The sequence below is a fragment of the Pseudomonas sp. ChxA genome, assembly GCF_030263855.1.
Lineage (GTDB): Bacteria > Pseudomonadota > Gammaproteobacteria > Pseudomonadales > Pseudomonadaceae > Aquipseudomonas > Aquipseudomonas fluorescens_CB.
The window spans coordinates 64906-88169 of the sequence record NZ_JARPMK010000005.1 but is presented as its reverse complement, the minus strand read 5'-3'; the positions used below and the strand labels follow the sequence as shown (position 1 = coordinate 88169).

Sequence of the window (23264 nt, the reverse complement as noted above, 5' to 3'; positions counted from 1 at the left end):
CTTCACATGCGAAGGCATTGTGCTGGACGAAATCGTCGCCCGAATCGGTTTGAAGATGCGCAGCAGTGAAATCGTATGTTTAACTGACAACACCGTGTGGTGAAAAGCCTAAGGTGGCGCAGTGCAGATGTATCGCCACAGCGATGGCGGGATACCCAGCGTTGTTTGAATACGAGGCCACCGTCATGACGCAATTCATAGCTACTGAACACAAATTGGCTCGCCTATGGGTCGAGGTCTGCGGCAAGAGCTTGGGCATCGAGCGTGCTGAGGCCGCAGCCATGTATGCAAATCTGTGCGGTTTCCGAACTTGGGATGCAGTTACCAGTGCGATAGGGAACAAGCAGCCCAGTGTTCCAGACGAGCAACTAGAAGTACCCGAGTTGATGGCTCGACGGGATAGCTACATTGCTGTGATGGTTGATGTCTTTGCGATAAACCCATCGATGGCCGTCCACCTGGCCGCGAACCTCAGTCCCTCCAGCGGCAAAATGCCTAAGACTATATCAATCAACCGAAGTACTTTGCATTCTCCGCCTGAAGATGAAGGTTTGAGCCTCTATGTGCCGGGCTTTGATGATCCTCGGGTAGCAAACGCAATGCTCAAGGATTTGCTAGGTGGTGCGCCAGGCCTCGAAGGCTGCAATCTGGATAACTTAACCGACCGCCTGCGCATTTCTCATCCGGTTGAACCGGGGGATTTCTGGGACTTTTACAGCGATCAGGGCTTCGACCTGATCGAAGATACCTTTGTCGAAGATTATGAATACGGTGGACCATCGTTCTTCATGCCGTGTAGCCCTGAAATATCCGATAGCGAAAAGGTACCGGTCTTCCTGACCAGCCTTGCTTACACGCCGCTAGATCATCATGACCAGATGGCAGATGAGGTTCGTCGAGTGATGCTTGAGAGCGCCAAAGCGATCACTGGTGCGGATACCCTGCTCCTCTGCTGGGGACATTTGCAGCAAAAAGAAATTGGGGGCAAGCGGTTCACCTACGCTGGCCAGATTCATCATGAGGGGACTTGGCGCGATCTGCTCCTGAACAGATCGCTGGACTCATTCGACAAGTTGCTTCGTGCAACAACTGCTCTACAGGACATTAATGAGCCAGGGCCAGAGTTTCAGGACAGCGGCTCGGAATGCATGATTCGCTTCTTTATGGTGCAGACCCAGTGCGAGTCTAGCGCGGAGTTCTTCCAAAAATACATTGTGAACAGCATCGGCAACCCCAGCGGATGGTCAATTGGGATTATTACTAGCAAGTCCGAGTAGACATCAAGAAAATCGCATGAGGAACACCCAAGCCCCGCCTAACCCGTGGGGCCGTTGCCGTAGGGGCGGCGTGATTTTCGCTCCCAGGATCGATCGTGAATATCAAATACTGGGGGCTATCGGCCGTGTTCTCGTTGCCTCGCAACTCGGCGATGGCATCAAGGTAACCGTACAGTTTTCGAGTAAACAAGCTGTGAACGATCAGGAAGCATTCAGCCGCGCGGTGGACGAATTAGCGGCTTTAGTTCGGCAACTAGTCCACCAACTCGGTAAGGTCGCACCAGATAGCGACCTCCCGGCGAAGGCTCTGGACTAATTAAAGCGCAAGTGTCTGCAAGGTAGTCCACTACGCAAAGACACCCTGCAGCTCACCTCACCTGGTGGTGCTGGCATGGACGAGGGTCTGCCTTCCCCTGATGCTGATAAGACCTTCCTGAGAAAGCTCCTTCATCACCTTTCCAACCATCTCTCGCGTGCACCCGACCATGGACGCGATCTCGACCCGTGTATTCTTCAATACGTACCCCTCTGGGTGAGAGATTGCACCGGGTAGACTGCATAGTTCCACGAGCGCGCTTGAAACTCTGCCGCGAACGTCATAGAAGGCAAATTGGCCGACCTTGCGTAAAGACCTAACGCTCGTGCGTGAAAGCTCACGACAGAGTCCAAACATCGCAAGAGGCTGAGATGCACAGGCCTGCAGCAGCTCTTTGGCAGTCAGCACGTATGCAAAGCACTCAGATTTGGCAAGCACGTACATTTCGATCTTGTTGCCTTCTCCGGGATCGATGCTTCCAAATACGTCGCCAGGAATTAGGTGCGCAATGTTGAGCTCGCTTACTTGAGAATGATCAGTGACTTGTATAGCCGCAGTACCTTCTGTGAGCAAAAAAACACATGGTTCCTCAGAGTCGAATCTCATCAACGTCGAACCCCGAGCAAATTTTCGTCTTTTGCCCGACGCAGTAAACAAGGTATTAGCGCCTGCCTTCTGGAGCGCACTGCTGCCGGCATGTTTCATTCATCGCTCCATCATCTGTAAGTCCCATAATGACGAGATACCTGGTCATTGGGAGATGGCAGGACGATACCCAGATTCAGTGGAAGGTGTTACTCAAAAGAGGGCTGTGTAATTTCCGTGAGCTCGTTTTGGGTAGCACATAGAGGATCCTGAAGACACACTTGATCTATTAATTTGTTCGACAGGCGATCACAGTGAATCAACCAATCGAGCCACCCTACGAACTCGATGAGCTTCCATTTCATCATCGCTTGGCAGCCCAGGTGTTGGGTGCTGGATTGGATCTACTTAATGCGAGACATCTCGAGTCCTGGGAGGCTGGCCGCCGTATCGGTCTCATGGAGGCCAAGGCATTAGCTCAGCAGTCATCTACCCAGGATCAGGTCGTAATTCCCGGTTTGAAAACCACTGAGCCCGATCATCAGGTCACAGGCAAAGATGACTTGGTGTTTGGCGGCGAACGCATTCATATCAGCAGTGATGCTCGCGCAGCTATGCGCGCTGACTGTGAAGCAAGGCTAGATAAGTGTGCACAGCCCACAATGGAGCAATGGAAGGCTATCCTTTCGACATCCAATACGACTCTTCTCGGAGGTGGTGCGGGTACTGGTAAGACCAAGACATTGCTGTTCAGGGCATTGTTTTTCCATCGATATGCGCAGGTCCCTCTATCTCAGATACGTATTCTCACGTTCAGCCGTGAGGCTCGTGTAGAGATGGCCAGCGATCTACAGGAGGTCTTTGGTCTGTTCGGTGTGGTGCTCTCGCCGGCCGAATGTCAAGCGATAGTGATGACCCCACGCTCATGCCTTTTAACCCAATCGATGGCTCTTCCTGACCTTGCCACGGTGATACCGCTTGAGAACTATGGAGCCAGCCCGCCTGACACATCTGCCCTCGCTGACGGCCGACCCTTCGAGGCGTCATTGAACAATACGCAGAGGGTGGAGATGACCAAGTGCCTCAACCTTCTCTATCGATCCAATAAGCGGTTCAATGAAACTTACATTGCTTTGTGGATTTCGTCGCTAAGACTACCTCAGCTTGAAGTCGATTCACCCGAAGTCGTAAGGCGCGCTTCATTGGGATGGAAGCTCAGCGAGCATGACGAGGCCCTGACCAACTCTGTTGAGGCTTTGTGGCGCAAAGCAAAGGCCTGGCCTGTTGAGGGTGTGACAGCCGCTAGAAAGGTCTTCACCGTCAGAGGTCGACCTTATGCAACACATGGCTACATCCCACAATTGAAACTCCACGTGGTGCTTGGCTTCGATAGGTCGGAAGGGCCGAGCTTGCGCCGCGATCCTTCAGCTTCAATGGAACTGTACAAAGAGGTCGCGATCAAGCGCACCCTGTTCCAGGCCTACTTTCCAGAGGGTGTGGTGCACCTGGACTCCTATCAAGATGCTGCCGAACTGTCGGAGAGGCTGAAATACCTCGCTCAAGCCGCTCCAAGCTTTTCTTACGCACTACAAGGTCAAACAGGTCCGGTACCGGTTCTCGATTCGTTCAATTCAACGTCAGCCTTACTTGATTCGCTGGGCATAGAGGTAGGGTCTGTGCCTGGCAGAATGAATTTTCTACCTGCAGATTCTGACGCACTCTACTTTGAGGCATTGGCGATTTACTGGGAGGCCCTTGAGCGGCACCTCTCTAAACTAGAGGGACCGGTGATTCCGTTTGGTCGTCTGTTCGCCGCGCTTGGGGGCGGTAAGCTGCCAGCCGTACGGTACGTGCCTATGAGTATTCTCGAGCAATGCCGCCACCTTCTCATTGACGGTGCAGAAGATCAGACGCTCCCGGTTGCCTCTTGGGTGCGGTCGGTACTGATTGAGATACGTAGAAGAGACTCAGCTCAAATATACACAAGGGGTTTGTCATCAAGTATTACAGTGGCAGGAGATCCGAATCAGTGGGTGTACGGTAGTTTTGGGGCGACTCCAAAATTGTTCTTTGACTTCGAAGATATGTTTAGTAGTCCGGTACCGGCTACGAAGGTGACCCTGACCGAGTCATTCCGGTCTACTCAAGCCATTATCGATGCGGGATCTAACCTGGTCCAAAACCTTTCTTTGGGAGTAAACCGAAGCCCTAGGTCTATTCGACCTCCAAAGGGGGAGGATCAGCCTGTCAGGATAGTTGGTGATGATCTGGATCAACTTCAACGCATCTGCCAGTCAGCAGCGGCAGATGGCTACAAAGTTTTGATACTCATCGACAGCGAGGTCGACAAGGCTTGGGTCGACTCTGCTGTTGGGGACCAGATTAGAGATGATCGTGCTTCAGGCGGGCGGTCTATCCGTGTTCGTTCATTCCACAAGGCGAAGTCACTTGAAGCGGACATCGTCGTGATGGTCGGAGACCCGTCGACTGGTGTTTCGTCTTGGTACCGCAATCAGCTCTACAAGATAGCGGGGTTCAGTTCGGGTGGTGACTCTGCGCCGGGGGATACGGTCTCTCACGGCGAGGCTTTGCGCCTAGTCCACGTGGCAATCACCAGGGCGAGGCATAAGTGCATTTGGTTTCCAAATCGCGGAGTGGGTACTGTCCGTACCGCGAGTGTGCTGGGTGGGCTGATGCCGGGACTCTTCGATGATGAGCGCCGTGCTTGATGCGGTAGGTATTTAGTAGATGGGCTGGTAAAGCCGATAGGTGATGCTCGAAATAGTGGTGAGGAGTTTGTGCTTGTTCTGTCAGGTGTAGATCTCGATGGGGCGTATGGGCTGACTGAGAAGTTTAGTCATTAAGTGGAGCGTCGCTACATGCATCTCAGCGTTCCTGTAGGCAGAGTGACCATAAGCGCTGACGTTTGTGCAGGCTTACCTGGTCAGTGCTTTGCGGCCACAAACAGTGGGTCGAGCCCTCTACTCAGCGAATTATTTCGGGCGTAATCAGGCTGCTCTGGCTTTCTGACTCGACGTCGGCAAAAGACATCAACATCAGCCTTCTAATCGGTTCAGGGAGCACTTTTACCTCTATGGTGACCCCTTCGTAGATAGCTTCGGTTTCAGAGGCTCTGAATACGCCATGGGGAATCCATGGCTCATGTCCAAGCCACCGCCTGGCCTGGTAGTCGATCATAAAGCCGTATACCTCGATCCAGAGGTGTGGACGCACGATAGCGCCGCGGGCGGACAGTGCCCCCGCTTTGAGAATTGGTTTGTGCCCTCTCTCCGTCAAAACGGAAAAGACAATTCGTGAAAATCCATCGCATTCGACGTTCGAGTGCTGGATAGGGTCGAAGAGGGCAGCCAGTTCATCGCGGGTCACAGTAGATCTCCATAGTGGAGTCAAGACTTTAACCGCGCTACATCATCCCTACCACCTGAAGGCTTCTGCCACAGGTTTCGCGATGGGAAGGTAGGGCATCGATATTTTAGACGAGTTATCAGCAATGAAGTCTTTTAAGGCCAAGTCAGTACCAGCTTCGCAAGGTGAGCTTTTCGGGGCAGATCAGATCGCCGCCATCTATAGATCCCAACCGGAAGCACACATCGACAATGCCACCTTGTATGGATTGGTTGCCATGCGAAACGGATTGTCGGCTGGCGCATTGAACGAGCGTGTACCCGTAGGCCGATCAGGGCAGCGGCATAGCCTAGAGAGGCGTGCGATTCGATGGACGCAGCAAGATCTGCGCAGGGCAGGGGTCCTTGAGCGAGTACCGGGTGAGCGTGGTATTTGGCGCCTTACGGAGGAGGCTAAGCGCGATTTAAACATGGCGAAGCCAGGCGTCAAGGTACTTGGCTTTCGAACTGATCTAGGTGTCGCAATTTTCGGCGGTAGCGAGTATATCTTCAATAACTTAGATGTTCAGCCAGTATCAATTATTTGCAGTCCTCCCTATCCTTTGGCAAAAAGTCGGGCTTACTCTAATCCTACCCAATCGGAAATCGTTAAATACATTGTGGGGATTCTTGAGCCAATTATTGAAAAGCTTGCAGACACAGGTAGTCTCGCTATCAATGTCAGCAATGATATTTTCCTGCCTAATTCCCCCGCGCGCTCAACCTACGTTGAGCGATTGACGATAACACTGGAAGACATGGGTCTAGGGCTTATAGATCGTTTGGTATGGAAGTCCAACAAGCCGCCTGGGCCAGTTCATTGGGCGTCTAAGACGAGGCAACTTCTTAACGCAACCTATGAACCAATTCTAATATTTGCAAAGAACCCAAAGCTTTTTAAAGGGGACAATAGGCGCGTTCTCGAGCCTCACTCTGAGCGGCATCTTGCATTAATCAATTCAGGTGGCGAAAAGAGAACAACAAACTATGGGGACGGTGCCTATCGGCTACGGGTTGGCAGTTACAGCAACCAAACTGAGGGACGTATTCCTAAGAACGTACTGGAGCGCGGCATTCGCTGCCCATATGGCTCACAGTTTCGTGCTTCAGCGGAAGCGCTGGGGTTGCCTAGTCATGGTGCGGGCCAGCCCTTTAGCGTTGCTGAATTCCTTATCAAATATTTGACTGAGGAAGGTGACCTTGTGGTGGATCCATGGGGTGGCCGCTCGATGACAGGTTTGGCCGCCGAAATGCTTAATCGGACTTGGATCACTGGCGAGCGGGCTCTACAGTACGTTCGTGGTGCAGCAGAGCTATTCCGCGAGCGCCCAGGCTTTCGTATCAACCCTCAACTAGAACAAGCATTCGCCGGCTCAGTCCAGCGCTAAGGATCCATTTTGCCAGCCATCAACGTTGCTGAGTTTCCTGCATTTCTTCGCGCCTATCGCTGGACTAACGTTAATCATGCTTCTCGTGGATATCCAGGGGACACGTTTCCTGATTTTCCATGGATTCAGTCGCTAGAAGGACGTGGTGTGAGGATTGTGGCGAAAGGTGTCATTACTGCGTGCCCGACGGACTACCTTCGCGAGATCCTTGCATGGGGCGCGGGGAAGAATGACCCCGGGATGAAATTTGAGGCCGGGCTGGGTAACGTGTCTCTCATTGTAATCCTCCAGCAAGTAGTGGCCAGTCTTGAACAGCCGCTTGCTGCTATTGACGCTGCTCTTAAAATTCCGGGATTTGGTCTGACGTATGCTTCCAAGCTTCTCCGTTTTTTTGACCCTGGCCGGTATGGGAGCTTGGATCGCCGGATTAGGCTTGCACTGTTGAAAGCAGACCTACTTCCCAAAATACACGATAGCTATAAAAGCTCGATGATCGAAGGCTACGTGAAATTCCAAACACTCTGCGAGAGTTTGGTTTTCGAGCTCGAGTCTAAGGGCATATGCCGCCCGGAGTGCAATCTACCCTCCGCTGCGTCAGCGACGGGATGGCGCATCGCCGATGTTGAAATGGTTCTCTTCACCTGGGCCGATCGCGGCTTGCAAACGGAAAAGGGCAACCAATTCGAAACGGTGAATCCTGACATCTAGTGATAGACTTGATATTGATCCTCCGTTCTGCGTTGGCCCACTTTACACCGAATCATTTTTAGCTGGGTATCGTGATCCTTCATATGCTGAAATAGATTATCTGTGGACGACTAACTTGGAGTCTCTGCATAATTAGAGGGAGATTGTTGGGATTGTTAATCAGTCTTGGCCGTGCCGAAACTTATAATGTAGATGTTGTTTATATTTTACCGGTCTACCTTACCTCGTTTTGCCCCACACCCACCGTCGAGAAATATTTTGCTAGCGCAGTTACCGCAAGCAAGGCCGACCAATTTGAAACCCGCAAAACGAAATTGTAGAGGGGGGCTTTTTGTCGAAATGACGTCTCTATTTTGGGCGGCCCCCCGCATTGCCTTGAAGCTACAGCTGGACTCGTTATGTTCCGGTTGAACAATCGAATGCTGTCAGTCCCCTTCCTCGGGTTTGACTGTCAGTGCACATCTACAAGTGAGGTTAAAGTATGATTTGGTTTCTCGAAGGGCAGTCAAGCCAGCGTGACATTATTGAAGGTGCGCGTGACGCGCTGCCACCTGAGGTGAAGATATTCGCCTCGCACCGCGACAATCGCCCCGAAATTATGGCTGGAGCAGATATTAGCTTTTGCGAGCCCCGTGGTGCTGAAGAGCGGGTTTCGTGGGTGATTACTACTGCACGCACCTATGGAATCAAAGTAATCCTGGCGGGTCGCTTGGGGGCGGTATTTGAAAGCGCCCGGGATCGATTCGAGGAAGCTGGCCTGGTGCTGGTAACTGGTGGTTCATCGATGCGCACATTCGATCTTGTTGATGACAAAAGCAGGTTTACCGCTGAGGCGGAGCTTGCGGGCTTGGATTGCGTTCCGGCAATAACCGCAACTAATGCCGATGAAATGTTAGCAGCGTACGGGGCTCTGTCTGCTTCGGGAGAGGTTTGCGTAAAGCCTGCCGTTGGCATTTATGGTCAAGGCTTTTGGCGCTTCAAGGAGGGTGCTGACCCATTTCGTAGCTTTGCTGATCCCGATGCCCGCGTTGCGAATTTCGCGACCTATATGCGTGCATACAGCGAGGTGGAAAATCCTCCGTCGATGCTTGTAATGCCCTACATGGCTGGAACCGAGTGTTCGGTGGATATGGTCTGTGAGACTGGCCGAGCGGTTGCGTTTGTAGGCCGGAGGAAGACCGGCGCGTATCAGTTATTTGAAAAGGAAGGTGCGGCGGTCGAGTTGGCACTAAAAGCGGCTGCTCATTTCCAGTGTGATGGCATCGTGAACGTTCAAACAAAGGATGATGCACAGGGTAAACCGCATTTGTTGGAAATCAATCCTCGCTACTCCGGTGGAGTCGGTTACACCCGGGAGGCTGGCGTCAATTTGGCAGGGATCTTTGCTACGCGCCGCCTAAACCTTCCTGAGCCACCTACCGTTTGGCGGGCAGGCGTACGTGTGAAAGGGGTCTCCGTTGCAGCTGTAGTTCCAAAATGACATCCTGAATCATCGAGAACCCTGAAGTTTGGTACCATTGGAGCGCTTCCGGTGGCGCGGTGGATTTAGCACTCAAGGAGTAAAAAAGGAATGATGGTGCTAGCGCCAGGCGCAAACACCGCGGTATCTAGTGCACGGAGTGAATGGACTCTGGAATGCGGGAACTCCTCGGCTTTCGGAGAGTACGCTGCGATTGCCATACTGCCGGTAAATGACAAGCGCCTACCCACTGGTGAGGCTGCCCTATTTCAGACGTCTCAGTCCTGGATGGAGTGGAGCGGCGACCAAGCAAAGGTTGGTTGTAAGTTGAACTTGTCAGCCCTCCCGTCCGGTAGCGATAGGCTACTCCTCATCGCATACACTTTTTCTGCAGCAGGACCGGTAAGCGATCTTCGTTCGTTGCACCTACTTGTTGACGAACAGATTGAATATAGGTTGGACCTTCGCGATAACGGTGAAGCGGCGATCATTATCGGCGAATTCTACATCCGCAATCAGCAATGGAAGTTTCGTGCACTGGCTGAGGGTTCGGCTTATGGTTTAGCCGCTCTAGGCCGCCGCATCGGGATCGATATTAATGACGCTCATCCAAAAGGGCGCACTAGCTCTGCGGAGGCTGACCGCGCACGAGCGGGCGCAACCGGCACTGGTTTCGCTGTTTCCCAGCACCATGTGCTCACCTGTGCTCATGTAATCGAGGGCATGAGTGATATATTCATTTCCTCCTTTGAAGGTCGTTATCGTGCAGAGCCGGTCGTCGTTGATCAGCGTAATGACATCGCTCTCCTCAGGGTGATGGAGTCGCCTGTCCTCAGATCTGTCACTTTTAAGGAAGGCTCCGGCTGCGACTTGGGTGAATCTGTAGTCGCGCTGGGTTTCCCTATGTCGGGTTTCGCCGGCGGTGGTGTCCACGTGACCCAGGGCGGCGTGTCGGCGTTGTTTGGCCTGCATAACGATTCTAGCCTTCTACAATTTACTGCGGCTATTCAACCGGGCTCTAGCGGATCCCCCTTATTTGATTCGACAGGCGCTGTTATCGGGTTGGTAACTTCTACAATGCCTGATGCTCAAAATATGAACTTTGCCGTTAAAGCGTCTTTGCTCCTCTCCTTTCTGGATGCGTGCCGCGTTGATGCAGTTCAAACATCCAGCAGCAGGACGTTCACAACTGCTGAATTAGCACGTTCGGCCCAAGCATCTATGTGGCGCGTCGAAGCCAAGAATTTTTAGCCCCTATTTTGACTTGAAAACTGCGGAAGAGACGTTAGGTTATCGACCTCACGCAACCCTAGGAATTTTTTCATGGAATGCAACGCAGATAAACAAGCTCTAAGCGCACAACTGATGCGCGGGCGTCTCGATGTCACTGTCGATGCCACACATATCGACCCGGACTCCTTGTTCGGTTTTGCCGAGCGCCGTAATCCAAAGCGTGCGTTTCTTTTCGTGTCCAGAGTACTTGGTCGCCACATACCTGTGCGGCCTTCGATCATGAATTCAAGCTTCAATAGCCTCGCAGCACAAATTCCTGACGACCTGCCTGGGCCCGTACTCGTTATCGGCATGGCTGAAACAGCAGTTGGCCTGGGTGCTGGTGTGCATCGCTCATACAGCGCGACGCGCCCGGACACGGTTTATATGGTCAGCACACGCCACCCTACTGGCAATGACCTGTTCGCCCGATTTGAAGAAGAACATAGTCACGCCAGTGCGCACCTCATTCATTTGCCGATCGATGCCGACGTTCGGGAAATGATGTTGAATGCCCGTTCGCTAGTGCTGGTCGACGACGAAGCCTCAACGGGCAAAACCTTCATCAATCTTCACCGTGCGCTGGTCGATGCCGGCCTGACTCGGGTCGAGCGCGTGGTGACTTGCGTACTGACGGATTGGTCCGGCGATGCGGTGCGCAAAACCATCGGTGACTCTGCTCAACAGGTTTCGCTGTTGCAGGGGGCGTATACCTTCCACGAGGACGCTGATGCGCCGCTGCCGGAAATGCCGGCCGTGGGTAGCATCGAGCCCGGAGAGTGGCCGTTGTCGGCGGAAAGCGATTGGGGGCGCCATGGTATTCGTTGTGTAGAAGACACTTTGGCTCTCGATCTGAAGGTCAAAGCGGGCGAGCGCGTACTCGTGGTTGGTACCAGCGAATTCGTCTGGCGTCCGTTTTTGCTCGCCGAGCGCTTGGAGCGTGCTGGTGCTGATGTGCATTTCAGTTCGACCAGTCGCTCACCAATCGCACTGGGCCATGCCATCGGTCACGCGTTGTCGTTCGCGGACAACTACGGTCTCGGTATCCCCAACTTCCTCTACAATGTCAGCCCAGGGCAATTTGATCGTGTCCTTATTTGCTCGGAAACACCTGAGCAGGCTGTGTCCGCCGCCCTGATTGAATCCCTGAGCGCGGAGGTGATTGTCGATGGTCAATAAGCGCCCCCTCGCCCTGGTTGATCTCGACGACACCCTGTTCCAGACTGCTCGCAAAATGCCAGAAGGTTCTCAGCGGATTACTGCGACTCTCGATATCGAGGGTCAGCCCAATGGCTACATGAGTACGGTCCAACACTCCCTCGCACAATGGCTCCTGTCCACGACCGACGTGGTCCCAGTTACAGCGCGCAGCGTTGAAGCATTCAGTCGTGTGAAACTGCCTTTTATGCACGGTGCCGTCTGCTCCCATGGCGGCGTGATCCTTGGTGCTGATGGAAAGCTTGACGAGGAATGGCAAGCACGCATGAGCGATGTTCTTGCTGACTATCAGGCTCGCTTGCCAGGCCTCAGTGAAGCAACCCTCGCCATTGGCAAGGAGCTTGGCATTTCCTTGCGCGGATGGGTTGTCGAGGAAGAAGGCCTGCGCCACTACGTAGTGACCAAGCACAACGAATCCAATGATGAAGTCCTGCAAACGGTTCTCGCTGAAGTACAGGCCCGCGGTTTATTGGAAGGCATGCACATCCACGGAAATTCCAACAACCTCGCGTTCTTGCCGCTGGGCCTGTCGAAGGTAGTGGCTGTTCAAGAATTGTTGCGCCGTGATCGTGAGGCCAATGGTGAGCGTCCGGTGTTGGGCTTTGGGGACAGCATCACTGACCTCGGTTTCATGCAGGAGTGCCATATGTGGGCGACCCCAGCGCGTAGCCAATTGGCCAAGCTCGTTGGAGGGAAAGTCCATGACTAAGGCCATTGCGGGTCTGGTTACCGTGGGGAGCGGCAGCTATGCAGCAGATGATGTTCAGTTCCTGCTGCAGGCCGTTCAGATGGAGACCACTGATGTCTTGGAGAAGGAGCGTCTGATTCAGTCGAAGCAGAAGCACTACTCCGAAATGATCAGCCTTGAGAGTGCGCCGACTGACGTGCACAAAGCCCTCTACGAGCGCGCACTCGAACAAAACGGTACCCGCATGGCCATGGACGTTCAGTCCCTGGCGCTGGCGCTGAGCGAGGCATGCACGGGCCCGTCTATTGTTCTTGTGTCGTTCGTTCGTGCTGGCTTGCCGCTCGGCGTTTTATTGCGTCGGGCCCTGCTCGACATGGGTCGAGATGCGCACCACTACGGAATCAGCATTGTCCGAGATCGCGGGATCGACAAAGTCGCCCTCGAGGCCATCATTCAGGAACATGGTTCCGAGAACATCGTCTTCGTCGATGGCTGGACAGGGAAGGGCGCAATCTCTGGCGAGATTCAGCGCAGCCTCAATGGCGACTCGCGCTTCCCTGAGGAACCCCGGCTTGTAGTACTGGCAGATCCCTGCGGCCGGGCGTGGTTGTCCGCGTCGGCTGAAGACTGGGTTATCCCCTCCGGCATCCTTGGTGCGACGGTGTCTGGTCTGGTTTCGCGCTCCATATGGCCCGCAGATGGAGGCCTGCATGGTTGTGTGGTTTATGACCATCTGCGTGAGCACGATGTCACCCGCGAGTTCATCGAGCAGATCGAAGAGAAGCGAAAGGCGTTGGGGACGGCTCCTCAAGCCTCTCCATGGACCGATACCCAGCGTTTTGAACTGCAGGGTGCAGCTTCGCACCTAGTCAAGTCGCTGGCCTCCCAGTTCGGCATTACCAATCTCAATCGAGTAAAGCCTGGTATTGCCGAAGCAACACGCGCGGTACTGCGTCGCGTACCTGATCACGTCTTGGTGCGCAGCCGTAGCGACAGTGATGTTCAGTTGCTCATGCACCTGACTGAGGGCGCTGGGGTCGCTGCGGAAGAAGTGGGTGCTGCATTAGGCCCTTACCGGGCGGTAACCATCATTCGGAGTGTGAGCTGATGAAAGTCCTTTCTCCTTATGCCCTGGGGGCAACGCTCTACATGCCGGCCACACGTCCGGATCTGCTGGATGTGGTTTTCCGCACAAAACTGCCAGAACTGCGTTCTTTGGTCGTGTGCCTTGAGGATGCGGTCGCGGAGATTGACGTCGACACGGCTTTGAGAAATCTGCATGGACTGCTTACCGCAATCAACGAGCGTGGTGGGCGTCCGTCCGATGGTCCACTGCTGTTTGTTCGTCCCCGAGACTCGGTGATGGCTGCTGTGCTGAATGATTGGTCGTTGATGGCCCACGTTGATGGGTTCGTTGTGCCGAAATTGACCCTGCGCAACCTCGGGGAATGGGAACACGCCGTTACAAACCCGGCGCTGTACCTTATGCCGACGCTGGAAACCACAGACGTGTTCAACCCTGGTGCAATGGTCGAGTTGGGCCAGGCGCTGAAGGCGAACCTAAATCAGCGGATTATCGCCCTACGTATCGGTGGGAACGACCTGATGGGAAGTCTTGGACTTCGTCGGAATCCTGCAACAACGCTCTATAGCACCCCAATGGGCTACGTGATCCCAATGTTGGCAGGCGTCATGGGGTCCCAAGGTTTCGCACTGACGGCACCAGTGTTCGAGCAACTCGCGACACCGCATTTGCTGATGGAGGAGCTTGAACTCGACATCGCCCATGGCTTGGTAGGGAAGACGGCGATTCATCCATCGCAGATCAGCACGATCCAGGACACGTTGCGCGTAAGCCTCGAAGACCTCAACTGCGCGAAGATGATTGTCAGTGACGCTGCTCCGGCAGTGTTCAAGCACAACGATGCCATGTGCGAACCTGCGACCCATTACAAGTGGGCGGTCAACATCCTTGAACGAGCGAAGTGGCACGGGGTTCGGCAAGCAGATGTAGGACCCATTGAGGCCCCTATCCGTTTGGCCGAGGCCGTGGGATGACAATGGAATATGACGATGCTGGCGGGCAAAGGCGTCATGTGCTGTCGGTTTTTGACTTCGACGGCACGCTGACCCGGCACGATAGCTTTGTTCCATTCCTGAAGTTTGCCTTTGGAACCCGGGAATTCAATCGACGTATTTTGCGGCTTGCCCTGCCAAGCGTTCGATACCTGGCTCGGCGTTTGAATCGTGATGAGTTGAAAGCACAGCTGATCAGCACGTTTCTCACAGGCGTAGAAACGAAATGGGTGCAGGAGCAGGCCGTGAAATTCTGCGGGTTGTTTTGGGGACAGCTCATGCGCCCTTCAGGTTTAAAATCTGTCGCCGCCGAAGTAGAGGCGGGAGCAGTAGTTACTCTCTGCTCCGCGTCCCCAGCGTTGGTTCTCAAGCCGTTTGCGGATCGACTTGGCATCAAGTTGATCGGCACCGAGCTTGAGGTAGTAGACGGTCTGTTGACCGGGCGCATGACTGGCAACAACTGCAGATGCGAGAACAAAGTACTCAGGCTTGAGGCTGTGTACGGGCCACTGGACCTGTTCCGGGTTAAAGCATGGGGTGATACCCGCGGCGATTTCGAATTGTTGGCTGCGGCCCAAGAAGCACACTGGCGACACTTTCATCCCGCATGGCGTCGTCTAGGCCTGCGGGCAAATAGAAGCGGGAATTCGGGTGTGCGCAATGTCGCGCAAGCCAACCTGCAAGTGACGATCAACCCTGATCGACACGCGAACACTGATGACCAACAAGGAGCGTAACCATGGCACTAACCCTGCAAAAACAGCAATCCATCTCCCTGGCTAAAACGGCCGGCAGTTCGCTGACCAGCATCAGCCTTGGTTTGGGTTGGGACCCAGTCAAGGCGGGCGGTTTCCTCGGCAAGATGTTTGGTGGCGGTGCCGAGATCGACCTCGACGCTTCCTGCATTTTGCTGAACAGCGATTACCAAAAAATCGACCTGGTATGGTTTCGCCAACTGAAGTCTCAGGACGGTTCGATCAAACATTCCGGTGACAATCGTACCGGCGAAGGCGATGGTGATGACGAGACCATTAATGTCGACCTGCAGCGCTTGCCTGCCTCCGTCAAGTATCTGATTTTTACGGTAAACTCATTTACGGGACAGACTTTTGAGAAAGTCGAAAAGGCCTATTGCCGTATTGTGAATGGCAGCAACAACAATGAGCTAGCTCGCTTCAACCTATCGGAAAAAGGTGGGCACACCGGAATCGTCATGGCGAGCCTGACCCGCGAGAATGGCGACTGGGAATTCAAGGCAATCGGTACGACGACGAATGGCCGAACTGCCGACGACCTAATCACTCTGGCCGTTCAGGCGCTGCGCTAATGGCGAATCTCGTACCTGGTGGTAACGCGCCGGTTGCCAGCGGCCAGCTTCGCGTTGATATCAATTACACGCCAATCCCGGGGGCCGACATTGACGTCTCGGCCTTCGCACTGGGCGCCTCGGCCAAAGTCCGAGGCGATGGCGACATGTGTTTCTATGGCCAGCCTCAAATTCTGGGTGGCGCCGTTCAACTGACCGAGTCCTCGGCCGGGCGCGCAGTGTTTTCCCTCGATACGAGTCGTCTTGAGTCTTCAGTTGAGAAAGTGGCCCTTACTGCCACTATCTACGAAAACAAGGCAAGCTTTGAGCGTGTGTCACAACTTTCGGTTGTGGTGACAGGAGGAATCGAAGCTCAAATCCCTACTGGCGGCATGAAGGAAACAGCACTCATCCTCGGCGAATTTTATCGCCGAAATGGTGACTGGAAATTCCGCTGTGTGGCCCAGGGATTCAATGGCGGACTTGAGCCGTTGGCCAAGCACTTCGGTGTAGATGTCGCCGCACCAGCGCCGGCCCCTGCCCCAGCGCCAGTGGTACAAACGCCGCCGCCTGCTCCGGCCGCGCCCCCTAAATCTACGATTAGTCTGAACAAGGTCACCCTCGATAAAACACGATCGTCTATCAGTCTTGAAAAGACGGCAGCCGGTTTCGGCGAAATCAAGGTGAATTTGAACTGGAACAAAGGCAGCTCGGGCGGCTTCTTTAAGCGAAGCCAATCCGTCGACTTGGACGTTGGTTGCCTGTACGAGCTGCAAGACGGCGAGAAGGGGGTTGTTCAAGCCCTCGGAAGATCGTTCGGCAGCCTGACCCAGGAACCTTTCATCCAATTGATGGGTGATGACCGTACGGGCTCTGTCGCTGGTGGTGAGTGGCTGCACATCAACGGGGCGAAGTGGAGTGACATCCGCCGGATCTTGGTATTCGCCTTCATCTATGAAGGTGCTCCGAACTGGAAAGAAACCGATGGTGTTGTGACGATTTTCATCCCTGGCCAACCCGAAATTGAGGTCCGTCTCAATGAAGAGGGTGGTCGTGACGCAATGTGTGCCATTGCGATGCTTGAAAATGTGAACGGCGCCGTTAAGGTCTCTCGGCGTGTGGACTTCCATCGAGGTCACGCAGTAATGGACAAAGCTTACGGCTGGGGCATGAACTGGCGCGCAGGCTCCAAATAGAGAATCTGGCGGGGTCTGCCGACCCCGCCCTTGAGGGAACACAACATGTTTGCATGGCTTAAACAAAACGCTGTTGCAGCGCGTGAAGCACTGACTACTGAAGTTTCAAAGTTCAAGAACCAGAAGTTTCTTGATGCGATGACTGCGAATTGCGCGCTCATCTCGGCTGCGTCAGGTGGTATCTCTTCTGAAGAAAAACAGAAGATGACCGGTTTCATTCAAAACTCGCCTGAGTTGAAAGTGTTCGACATGGGCGACGTAATCAAGGCGTTCAACGCACACTGCGAAAAGTTTGAGTTCGACTTTCAGATTGGCCAGGCCGAAGCACTGAAGGTTATCGGCAAGATCAAGAACGATGCTGGCGCTTCCCGCCTCTTGGTTCGCGTCGGCTGCGCCATTGGTGCGTCTGACGGCGACTTCGATGACAAAGAAAAAGCAGCGTGCCGCTTGGTCTGCCTTGAGCTGGGCCTTAACCCAGCTGATTTTGAACTTTAAGGAGCGGTAATTTGGACACTCACATCGGTTTCCCTCCGCTGACCATGGCGGTATTCGTGGGGATCGCGCTCGGCGCGCTTCTCCTCGACATGGTCACTCACCGCGGTGACAAGCCAATTTCCCTGGCTAAGGCTTCGATTTGGTCGATCTTCTGGATCGCTATCTCGTTGGCGTTCGCCGGCTTCTTATACGTACAGCACGGCCCGGAGGTCGCCAGCCTGTTTGTAACTGGCTACGCCCTCGAAAAAGTTCTCAGCGTCGACAACCTGTTTGTGTTCATGGCGATTTTCGCATGGTTCAAAGTGCCGGATGGCATGCGACACCGCGTGCTGTACTGGGGCATCATTGGCGCGATCGTGTTCCGCGGCATCTTCGTTGCCATTGGTACCGGTCTGCTGGCTTTCGGTCCATGGGTCGAAATCGTGTTCGCCGTGATCGTTGCGTGGACCGCAGTTATGATGCTGCGCGCCGGCGGCGATGATGAAGAGGAAGAGGACTACTCCAAGCACATGGCTTACCGCTTCGCACAGAAGTTGTTCCCTGTGTGGCCGAAACTCCACGGCCATAATTTCTTCGTCAGCCGTAAGCAGCTAGAGGTCGAACTCCAGAAGCCTGAGAATAAAGGCATGACCCTGGCAGCAAAAGGAACAGTTTTTGCGACGCCGCTGTTCCTCTGTCTTGTAGTGGCCGAAGTTTCTGACGTGTTGTTCGCGTTTGACTCTGTGCCGGCGGTGATCGCCGTTAGCCGTGAGCCCCTGATCGTCTACTCTGCCATGCTGTTTGCGATCCTGGGACTGCGTACCATGTACTTCGTGCTCGAAGCGCTGAAACGCTACCTGGTTCACCTGGAAAAATCTGTAGTCGCCCTGCTGTTCTTCATCGCCATTAAACTCGGCCTGAACGCTACCGACCACATGTTTCACCATGGCTACACAATCGATGCAAACACCAGCCTGCTAATCGTTATGGTTGTACTGGTGATTGGTGTAGTTGCAAGCCTTGTCTTTCCAGGCAAGGAAGAAGCTCAAACTGAAACCGCTGAGTAATAGCCCATACCACAAGGAGTAATACCCATGGCGTTGACCCTACAGAAAGGTGGCAATCTTTCGTTGACCAAAACCGACCCGAGCCTGACCAAAATTTTGGTAGGCCTGGGCTGGGACCCGCGTGCTACTGATGGTGCTGAGTTCGACCTGGACGCCAGTGCGCTACTGCTGGGCGCAAATGGCAAAGTACGCGGGGAAGCCGACTTCATTTTCTACAACCAGCTGAAAAGCGTTGACGGTTCGGTTGAGCACACAGGCGACAACCGCACTGGTGCGGGCGACGGCGACGACGAAGTAATCAAGGTAGACCTGAGCCGCATCCCGGCCGACGTGGACAAAGTGGTCTTCATCGTTACCATCCACGATGCAGAAGTACGCAAGCAAAGCTTCGGTCAGGTCGGCGGCTCCTTCATTCGCATCGTTAACGATACGACCAATGCGGAAGTCGTTCGTTACGACCTGGCAGAAGACGCATCGACTGAAACTGCGATGGTGTTCGCTGAGTTGTACCGCAACGGCGGCGAGTGGAAATTCCGGGCTGTTGGCCAGGGTTATGCCGGCGGCCTGAAAGCTCTGGCCAATAACTACGGCATGAATTTTTAACGCCTAAGCCGTTAATCTAATTATCTTTTTTTACCTGGCCTTGATCTAAAGGCCTTGTCTACCTTACTAAAAGGAATCGAAAATGGCCGTATCTCTGCAGAAAGGCGGGAACGTTAGTTTGTCTAAAGAGGCTCCAGGCCTCACCGAAGTCACTGTAGGTCTGGGTTGGGACGCACGAGTTACCGATGGTTCGAAATTCGACCTCGACGCGTCGATCTTCATCCTGGGTGAAAGCGGCCAAGTCCTCGACGACGCCAGCTTCATTTTCTACAACAACAAGAAATCGGTTGATGGTTCTGTTGAACACATGGGCGACAACCAGTCCGGCGAAGGCGAAGGTGATGACGAGCAAGCCACCGTCAAGTTGAACGGTCTGGCTGCCGCCGTGAAGAAGCTGGTTTTCGCAGTGACCATTCACGACGCTGAAGCGCGCAAGCAGAGCTTCGGCCAGGTTGCCAATGCTTACATCCGTGTAGTGAACAAGGCTGACGGCAAAGAACTGGCGCGCTACGACCTGAGTGAAGACGCTTCGACCGAAACCGCCATGATCTTCGGCGAGCTGTACCGCAATGGCGACGAATTCAAGTTCAAGGCGATCGGCCAAGGGTTTGCTGGTGGCCTGGCGCCTCTGGCTAAATCGATGGGCGTGAACATCGGCTAACCCGCAAGGGTTGAGAAAGCCCCCGCGAAACGGGGGCTTTTTCTTGCCTACAGAAAGACCACGGAGTTGGTCCTGTAGGCGGTTTCGACTACTTCATCACTAGGAGCGACTGCTGGCGATCGCCACGGCAGTCTACCGGTTCTCGGGTTTAAAAGGATATTTGGATGGGCATGTTTCGTGGGGTTGTAGCTGCAGGTGTTTTGGTGTCTATGTCAGGCTGCGGAGCCTACAACGATTTCCAGGCAAACAATGCAGTTCAAGAATACAGGCAGGCATGCCTTGGAAATTATACGAACGAGTGCGAAAGCAAACTGGTCGACACGAACATTGTCATGCTCGAGCTCGCGCGAAGCAACATCGAGCGGGAGAAGGACTCGATTGTGCAAGTCGTCGGCAAAGATGGATTTGATCGTTTCTCAAAAACTGCCAATGAGCTAATTGACCACTTGGTCGATCAACAGGAAAACAAGCGTCCAGGTTTTTTTGCACGATGGTTCCTGGGTGAAGGTCAACCGTTCGGCAACACACGCAACCAACTTTTTGACATTGCAGACATGCAAGAATTAAGTGCTGCAGTGCTTCAAAAGATCAGCTCCGGTGTCCACGCGAGCAAAGCATCTGCTAAGCCTAATGAACCAATCACTGAGACTGAGGCAATCTTGTTAGGCAAGGTACCTCAGGCACCGATTCAGGCTCAGGTCACCCCGACTGCCCAGCCGGCGGAACCAGCAGCACAGGCCGCCGAGTCGACTGTTCAGGCATTAGTGCCATCCGACCTTGCTGCATCTGCAGATCGGATGATCGCGAGTGAAATCGCCCGGGATGGCGGGGATGAATACAAAGAGGGCCGTCAGGTTAAGTTTGCTGACCTAAATAACGACGGCATCAAGGATGCCGTAGTGCTTTACACGATCGAAGGTCAAGGTGGCGGCAATGGCTACTTCCAAACCCTTGCCGCGTTCATTGGCGACTCGGCAGGATGGGACTTCCGTGGAAAAGCTGTAGTCGGCAATGGTGTCCAGGACATTCAGGTAGTTGATCCCCAAACCGTCAGACTGACGGTTCTCTCCGTCGGTCCGGATGATGCGGATTGCTGCCCGAGTGTTCAGAGCACCGAAAACTACAAGTGGGACGGCACGACATTTCTTCAAGCCCCAACGTCGTAAGTAAGAGCCAGGCATCAGGCACCTAGCCGTGTGCATACGAGTGCGGCTAGGCAGGGCTCTGGCGAAACGCTGGAGCAAACAAAATGAAGGAAAAATCGAATATGTCGCGATTCAACATCGGCTCTGGCCTTTTCGTCATGTTGCTCTCCCTGGTATCAGCCCACTCCAATGCCACCAGCTTTGATTGCACCAAAGCTGCAAGCTTTGCTGAGAAATCGATTTGCACAGATTCTGCACTCAGTCGTCTGGATGAGCAGATGAACTCCGAATATGTCCGCGCTTTAGACGCAGCGCCGCACAAGGCCCAGGTCCGTCAAGATCAACGAGACTGGTTGCGTCTGCGCGACAACTGCAAGACCGCCAGTTGCTTAACCGCTTCGATGACTGATCGGCTCAGTGTTCTATTACGCACCAGGGTTGATCAGCCATCTAAAGCGCCAACCTCCGTTGCCGCTACCCGGGTTGATCAATCTGAAACGAATGTGATTTCAAAGACCGCTACTTCTCCAATGGTCCCCGCCGTGGTGAAGCCGGCGGCCCCGCGAAATGCCACGGATGATCATCAAGCGATCCTGAACTTGAAGATTGGCCTGTTCGTGATGGCAATGTTGCTGCTGGTCTGCATTTACCTGCACCGTCAGGGGACCATTACGATCTATCAGGACTACACCGACGCGCTTTGGACAACCTTGACTCCGATCTTGGGGATTGGTGCGTATTTCGTCGCGAGCGCCTGGCTCGAGGTACCACGCAACTACTCCATCATTGCTGCCTGTGTCCTTGGTGGTCTTATGTCATTGCAGGTGCTTATCCAAACGTACAGAAGCAACAGCATCTGGTTTTTCCTTTTATCCCTCTTCGCAAAGGTCATTCTGCTGACCTTCTACCTTCTGATGATGGCCCTCCTGCTGTGCGGTGGTGCGCGAACCAAAAGTGAGGCCCGGCGGCGGCGCGGCTGGGCAGTTCTTGCCACGACCGTATTCGTATTCCTCTCAGGCTGGATGTGCCGGAATCGGCAATTCAGTTCGATCGACGATTACATAGCCGGACGAGCATAAGTGACATATCGGAGGTCGCGCTATTGCCACATGCGTGCCCCCGATGTAAATGGACGTCGGGCCAGTCTAAGGGGCCCGACCGAAGCCGGCATTTCAAACAACAAAGAATCCAGGAAGAAGGATCAAGGAGTAGTCATGGGATTTCGTTTCAGCAAGCGAATCACGATTGTGCCTGGCGTACGCCTTAACATCAGTGGGAAGGGGGTGAGTACTTCTATTGGGCCCCGTGGTCTGAGTATGACGATGGGCCGCAATGGCACCTATCTCAATGCGGGTTTGCCCGGTACCGGGCTTTCATATCGTGAAAGGATCGACCGGCCCAGTAGATCAAGTAATTCTCAGTCATCGCCCGCCGGAAGCGAATACTCGGGCCAGGTAAAGGTCAAGGTAAACGAAGATGGCACGTTGTTGATTACGGACATGGATGACATCGAGTTGCCGGCTGCTGTCATCAAACGCGTCAAATCCGAGATGGCCGATTCCATTCAGGACTTGCTGACGAAAGCAGCGGATAAGGTCAACCAGGATCTTGAGTCCTGCCTAGGCGTGCACCTGTTGACGCCACGGCCGGGGGCCATGCCGGTAATCCCAGCTCCTTTCGCCATTGAAGAACCCACGAGGCCTACTCAGCAAACGCCAGGCTTGATGGATCGAATGCTGCTGCGCAGCGCGAAGATTGAGCGTGAGGCCGAGTCAGCGGAAGAGCAGTATCGACAAGACCTCGCGAACTGGCAGGCCACGCGGGACGCCCATGAACTTGAACGCACCGAAATCGAGAAAGCATTCCGGCTGGCGGCAAAGGGCTTCAGTGCTCAGATGGAACGCGCTCTGGACTATGTGTTGAGCGGCATTGCCTGGCCAAAAGAAACCCAAGTGGCCTATGAGTTCTCACAAGACGTTACCGGCGTCGCGCTCGATGTTGATTTACCTGATGAGGGCGACATCCCGCAACGCAGCGCTGAAGCCAGAGGAAATGGCAAGCTGACCTTTAAGAATCGTTCGGATGCCCAGGTGCGTAGGGATTTTGTCGCATTGTGCTATGGCTCTCTGTTTCGAGTTGTAGGAGAGGTATTTGCTTTACTGCCGGCGATCCAGAAGATCTTGGTGTCGGGCTACATTCAGCGTAACAACCCCGCTACCGGTGCGGTGGATGATCAGTACGTGCTCTCGGTCTTGGTAGGCCGAGATCAGTGGGATGCGATTGATTTTAATCGTCTGGATGCGATCGATCCTGCAGCGACCCTGATCGCGTGTGGCGCAGTGGTAAAGCTAGACCGCTCTGCGCGTTTTGTTGAGGTGACGCCGATGGATATGTCGGTCTTGAACTGAAGACAACCGCGGC

At 54.0% G+C, this 23264-nt stretch carries 22 protein-coding genes; 20 read left to right on the top strand and 2 right to left on the bottom strand.

What is annotated here, in order from left to right:
• Nucleotides 1-185 precede the first annotated feature (185 nt).
• Complete coding sequence (locus P5706_RS34970; protein ID WP_153045952.1) at nucleotides 186-1277, top strand: hypothetical protein; 1092 nt, start codon at nucleotides 186-188, stop codon at nucleotides 1275-1277.
• Between the two features lie 373 nt (nucleotides 1278-1650).
• Here P5706_RS34970 and P5706_RS34965 read toward each other — a convergent pair whose 3' ends face one another.
• Nucleotides 1651-2298: a helix-turn-helix domain-containing protein gene (locus P5706_RS34965; RefSeq protein ID WP_078465815.1), complete on the bottom strand. Its 648-nt coding sequence runs from the start codon at nucleotides 2296-2298 to the stop codon at nucleotides 1651-1653.
• A gap of 194 nt (nucleotides 2299-2492) precedes the next feature.
• On the opposite strand from P5706_RS34965, the gene P5706_RS34960 reads away from it, so the two are divergent.
• Nucleotides 2493-4907, top strand: coding sequence for a UvrD-helicase domain-containing protein (locus P5706_RS34960; RefSeq protein WP_078465814.1), 2415 nt, complete (start codon nucleotides 2493-2495; stop codon nucleotides 4905-4907).
• A gap of 256 nt (nucleotides 4908-5163) precedes the next feature.
• Here P5706_RS34960 and P5706_RS34955 read toward each other — a convergent pair whose 3' ends face one another.
• Nucleotides 5164-5565 (bottom strand): hypothetical protein, encoded by a 402-nt coding sequence (locus P5706_RS34955; protein WP_078465813.1) that lies wholly within the window; start codon nucleotides 5563-5565, stop codon nucleotides 5164-5166.
• A 124-nt stretch (nucleotides 5566-5689) separates the two neighbouring features.
• Between P5706_RS34955 and P5706_RS34950 the strand changes: the two genes are divergently transcribed.
• The 18 genes from P5706_RS34950 to P5706_RS34865 all read left to right on the top strand — a co-directional run bounded on the left by P5706_RS34950 (nucleotide 5690) and on the right by P5706_RS34865 (nucleotide 23251).
• On the top strand, nucleotides 5690-6970 hold the full coding sequence (locus P5706_RS34950) for a site-specific DNA-methyltransferase (protein WP_078465812.1): 1281 nt from the start codon (nucleotides 5690-5692) through the stop codon (nucleotides 6968-6970).
• Between the two features lie 9 nt (nucleotides 6971-6979).
• Nucleotides 6980-7678: a hypothetical protein gene (locus P5706_RS34945; RefSeq protein ID WP_285685274.1), complete on the top strand. Its 699-nt coding sequence runs from the start codon at nucleotides 6980-6982 to the stop codon at nucleotides 7676-7678.
• A gap of 481 nt (nucleotides 7679-8159) precedes the next feature.
• On the top strand, nucleotides 8160-9158 hold the full coding sequence (locus P5706_RS34940; protein ID WP_078465810.1) for an ATP-grasp domain-containing protein: 999 nt from the start codon (nucleotides 8160-8162) through the stop codon (nucleotides 9156-9158).
• Between the two features lie 90 nt (nucleotides 9159-9248).
• A complete protein-coding gene (locus P5706_RS34935; RefSeq protein ID WP_078465809.1) occupies nucleotides 9249-10388 on the top strand; it encodes a trypsin-like peptidase domain-containing protein in 1140 nt (379 codons plus the stop codon).
• A 72-nt stretch (nucleotides 10389-10460) separates the two neighbouring features.
• Nucleotides 10461-11588, top strand: a complete 1128-nt coding sequence (locus tag P5706_RS34930; RefSeq protein ID WP_285685270.1) for a phosphoribosyltransferase domain-containing protein — start codon at nucleotides 10461-10463, stop codon at nucleotides 11586-11588.
• A complete protein-coding gene (locus tag P5706_RS34925) occupies nucleotides 11578-12336 on the top strand; it encodes an HAD family hydrolase (RefSeq protein WP_078465807.1) in 759 nt (252 codons plus the stop codon). The genes P5706_RS34930 and P5706_RS34925 overlap by 11 nt, the downstream gene beginning before the upstream one ends.
• Nucleotides 12329-13423, top strand: a complete 1095-nt coding sequence (locus P5706_RS34920) for a cysteine protease StiP domain-containing protein (protein WP_285685266.1) — start codon at nucleotides 12329-12331, stop codon at nucleotides 13421-13423. The genes P5706_RS34925 and P5706_RS34920 overlap by 8 nt, the downstream gene beginning before the upstream one ends.
• A complete protein-coding gene (locus tag P5706_RS34915) occupies nucleotides 13423-14373 on the top strand; it encodes an HpcH/HpaI aldolase/citrate lyase family protein (protein ID WP_078465805.1) in 951 nt (316 codons plus the stop codon). The genes P5706_RS34920 and P5706_RS34915 overlap by 1 nt, the downstream gene beginning before the upstream one ends.
• The gene (locus tag P5706_RS34910) at nucleotides 14370-15128 is read left to right on the top strand and encodes an HAD family hydrolase (protein ID WP_078465804.1); all 759 of its coding nucleotides are present in this window, start codon (nucleotides 14370-14372) and stop codon (nucleotides 15126-15128) included. The genes P5706_RS34915 and P5706_RS34910 overlap by 4 nt, the downstream gene beginning before the upstream one ends.
• Before the next feature lie 2 nt (nucleotides 15129-15130).
• The gene (locus P5706_RS34905) at nucleotides 15131-15718 is read left to right on the top strand and encodes a TerD family protein (protein ID WP_078465803.1); all 588 of its coding nucleotides are present in this window, start codon (nucleotides 15131-15133) and stop codon (nucleotides 15716-15718) included.
• Nucleotides 15718-16893, top strand: a complete 1176-nt coding sequence (locus tag P5706_RS34900) for a TerD family protein (protein WP_078465802.1) — start codon at nucleotides 15718-15720, stop codon at nucleotides 16891-16893. Before P5706_RS34905 ends, P5706_RS34900 begins: the two co-directional genes overlap by 1 nt.
• Before the next feature lie 45 nt (nucleotides 16894-16938).
• Nucleotides 16939-17388 (top strand): tellurite resistance TerB family protein, encoded by a 450-nt coding sequence (locus P5706_RS34895; protein ID WP_078465801.1) that lies wholly within the window; start codon nucleotides 16939-16941, stop codon nucleotides 17386-17388.
• Between the two features lie 44 nt (nucleotides 17389-17432).
• Nucleotides 17433-18434 (top strand): TerC/Alx family metal homeostasis membrane protein, encoded by a 1002-nt coding sequence (locus tag P5706_RS34890; protein WP_078466138.1) that lies wholly within the window; start codon nucleotides 17433-17435, stop codon nucleotides 18432-18434.
• Between the two features lie 27 nt (nucleotides 18435-18461).
• Nucleotides 18462-19037 carry a TerD family protein gene (locus tag P5706_RS34885; RefSeq protein ID WP_046071045.1) on the top strand — a complete coding sequence of 192 codons (576 nt, stop codon included), beginning with the start codon at nucleotides 18462-18464 and terminating at the stop codon, nucleotides 19035-19037.
• Nucleotides 19038-19119: 82 nt separating this feature from the next.
• The gene (locus P5706_RS34880) at nucleotides 19120-19698 is read left to right on the top strand and encodes a TerD family protein (RefSeq protein ID WP_046071046.1); all 579 of its coding nucleotides are present in this window, start codon (nucleotides 19120-19122) and stop codon (nucleotides 19696-19698) included.
• Between the two features lie 164 nt (nucleotides 19699-19862).
• The gene (locus tag P5706_RS34875) at nucleotides 19863-20864 is read left to right on the top strand and encodes a hypothetical protein (RefSeq protein WP_078465800.1); all 1002 of its coding nucleotides are present in this window, start codon (nucleotides 19863-19865) and stop codon (nucleotides 20862-20864) included.
• Nucleotides 20865-20947: 83 nt separating this feature from the next.
• Entirely contained in the window at nucleotides 20948-21922 is a 975-nt protein-coding gene (locus P5706_RS34870) for a lysozyme inhibitor LprI family protein (RefSeq protein WP_078465799.1), read from the top strand.
• 135 nt (nucleotides 21923-22057) lie between these two features.
• The gene (locus P5706_RS34865; RefSeq protein ID WP_198834163.1) at nucleotides 22058-23251 is read left to right on the top strand and encodes a DUF4236 domain-containing protein; all 1194 of its coding nucleotides are present in this window, start codon (nucleotides 22058-22060) and stop codon (nucleotides 23249-23251) included.
• The last annotated feature ends 13 nt before the right edge of the window (nucleotides 23252-23264 follow it).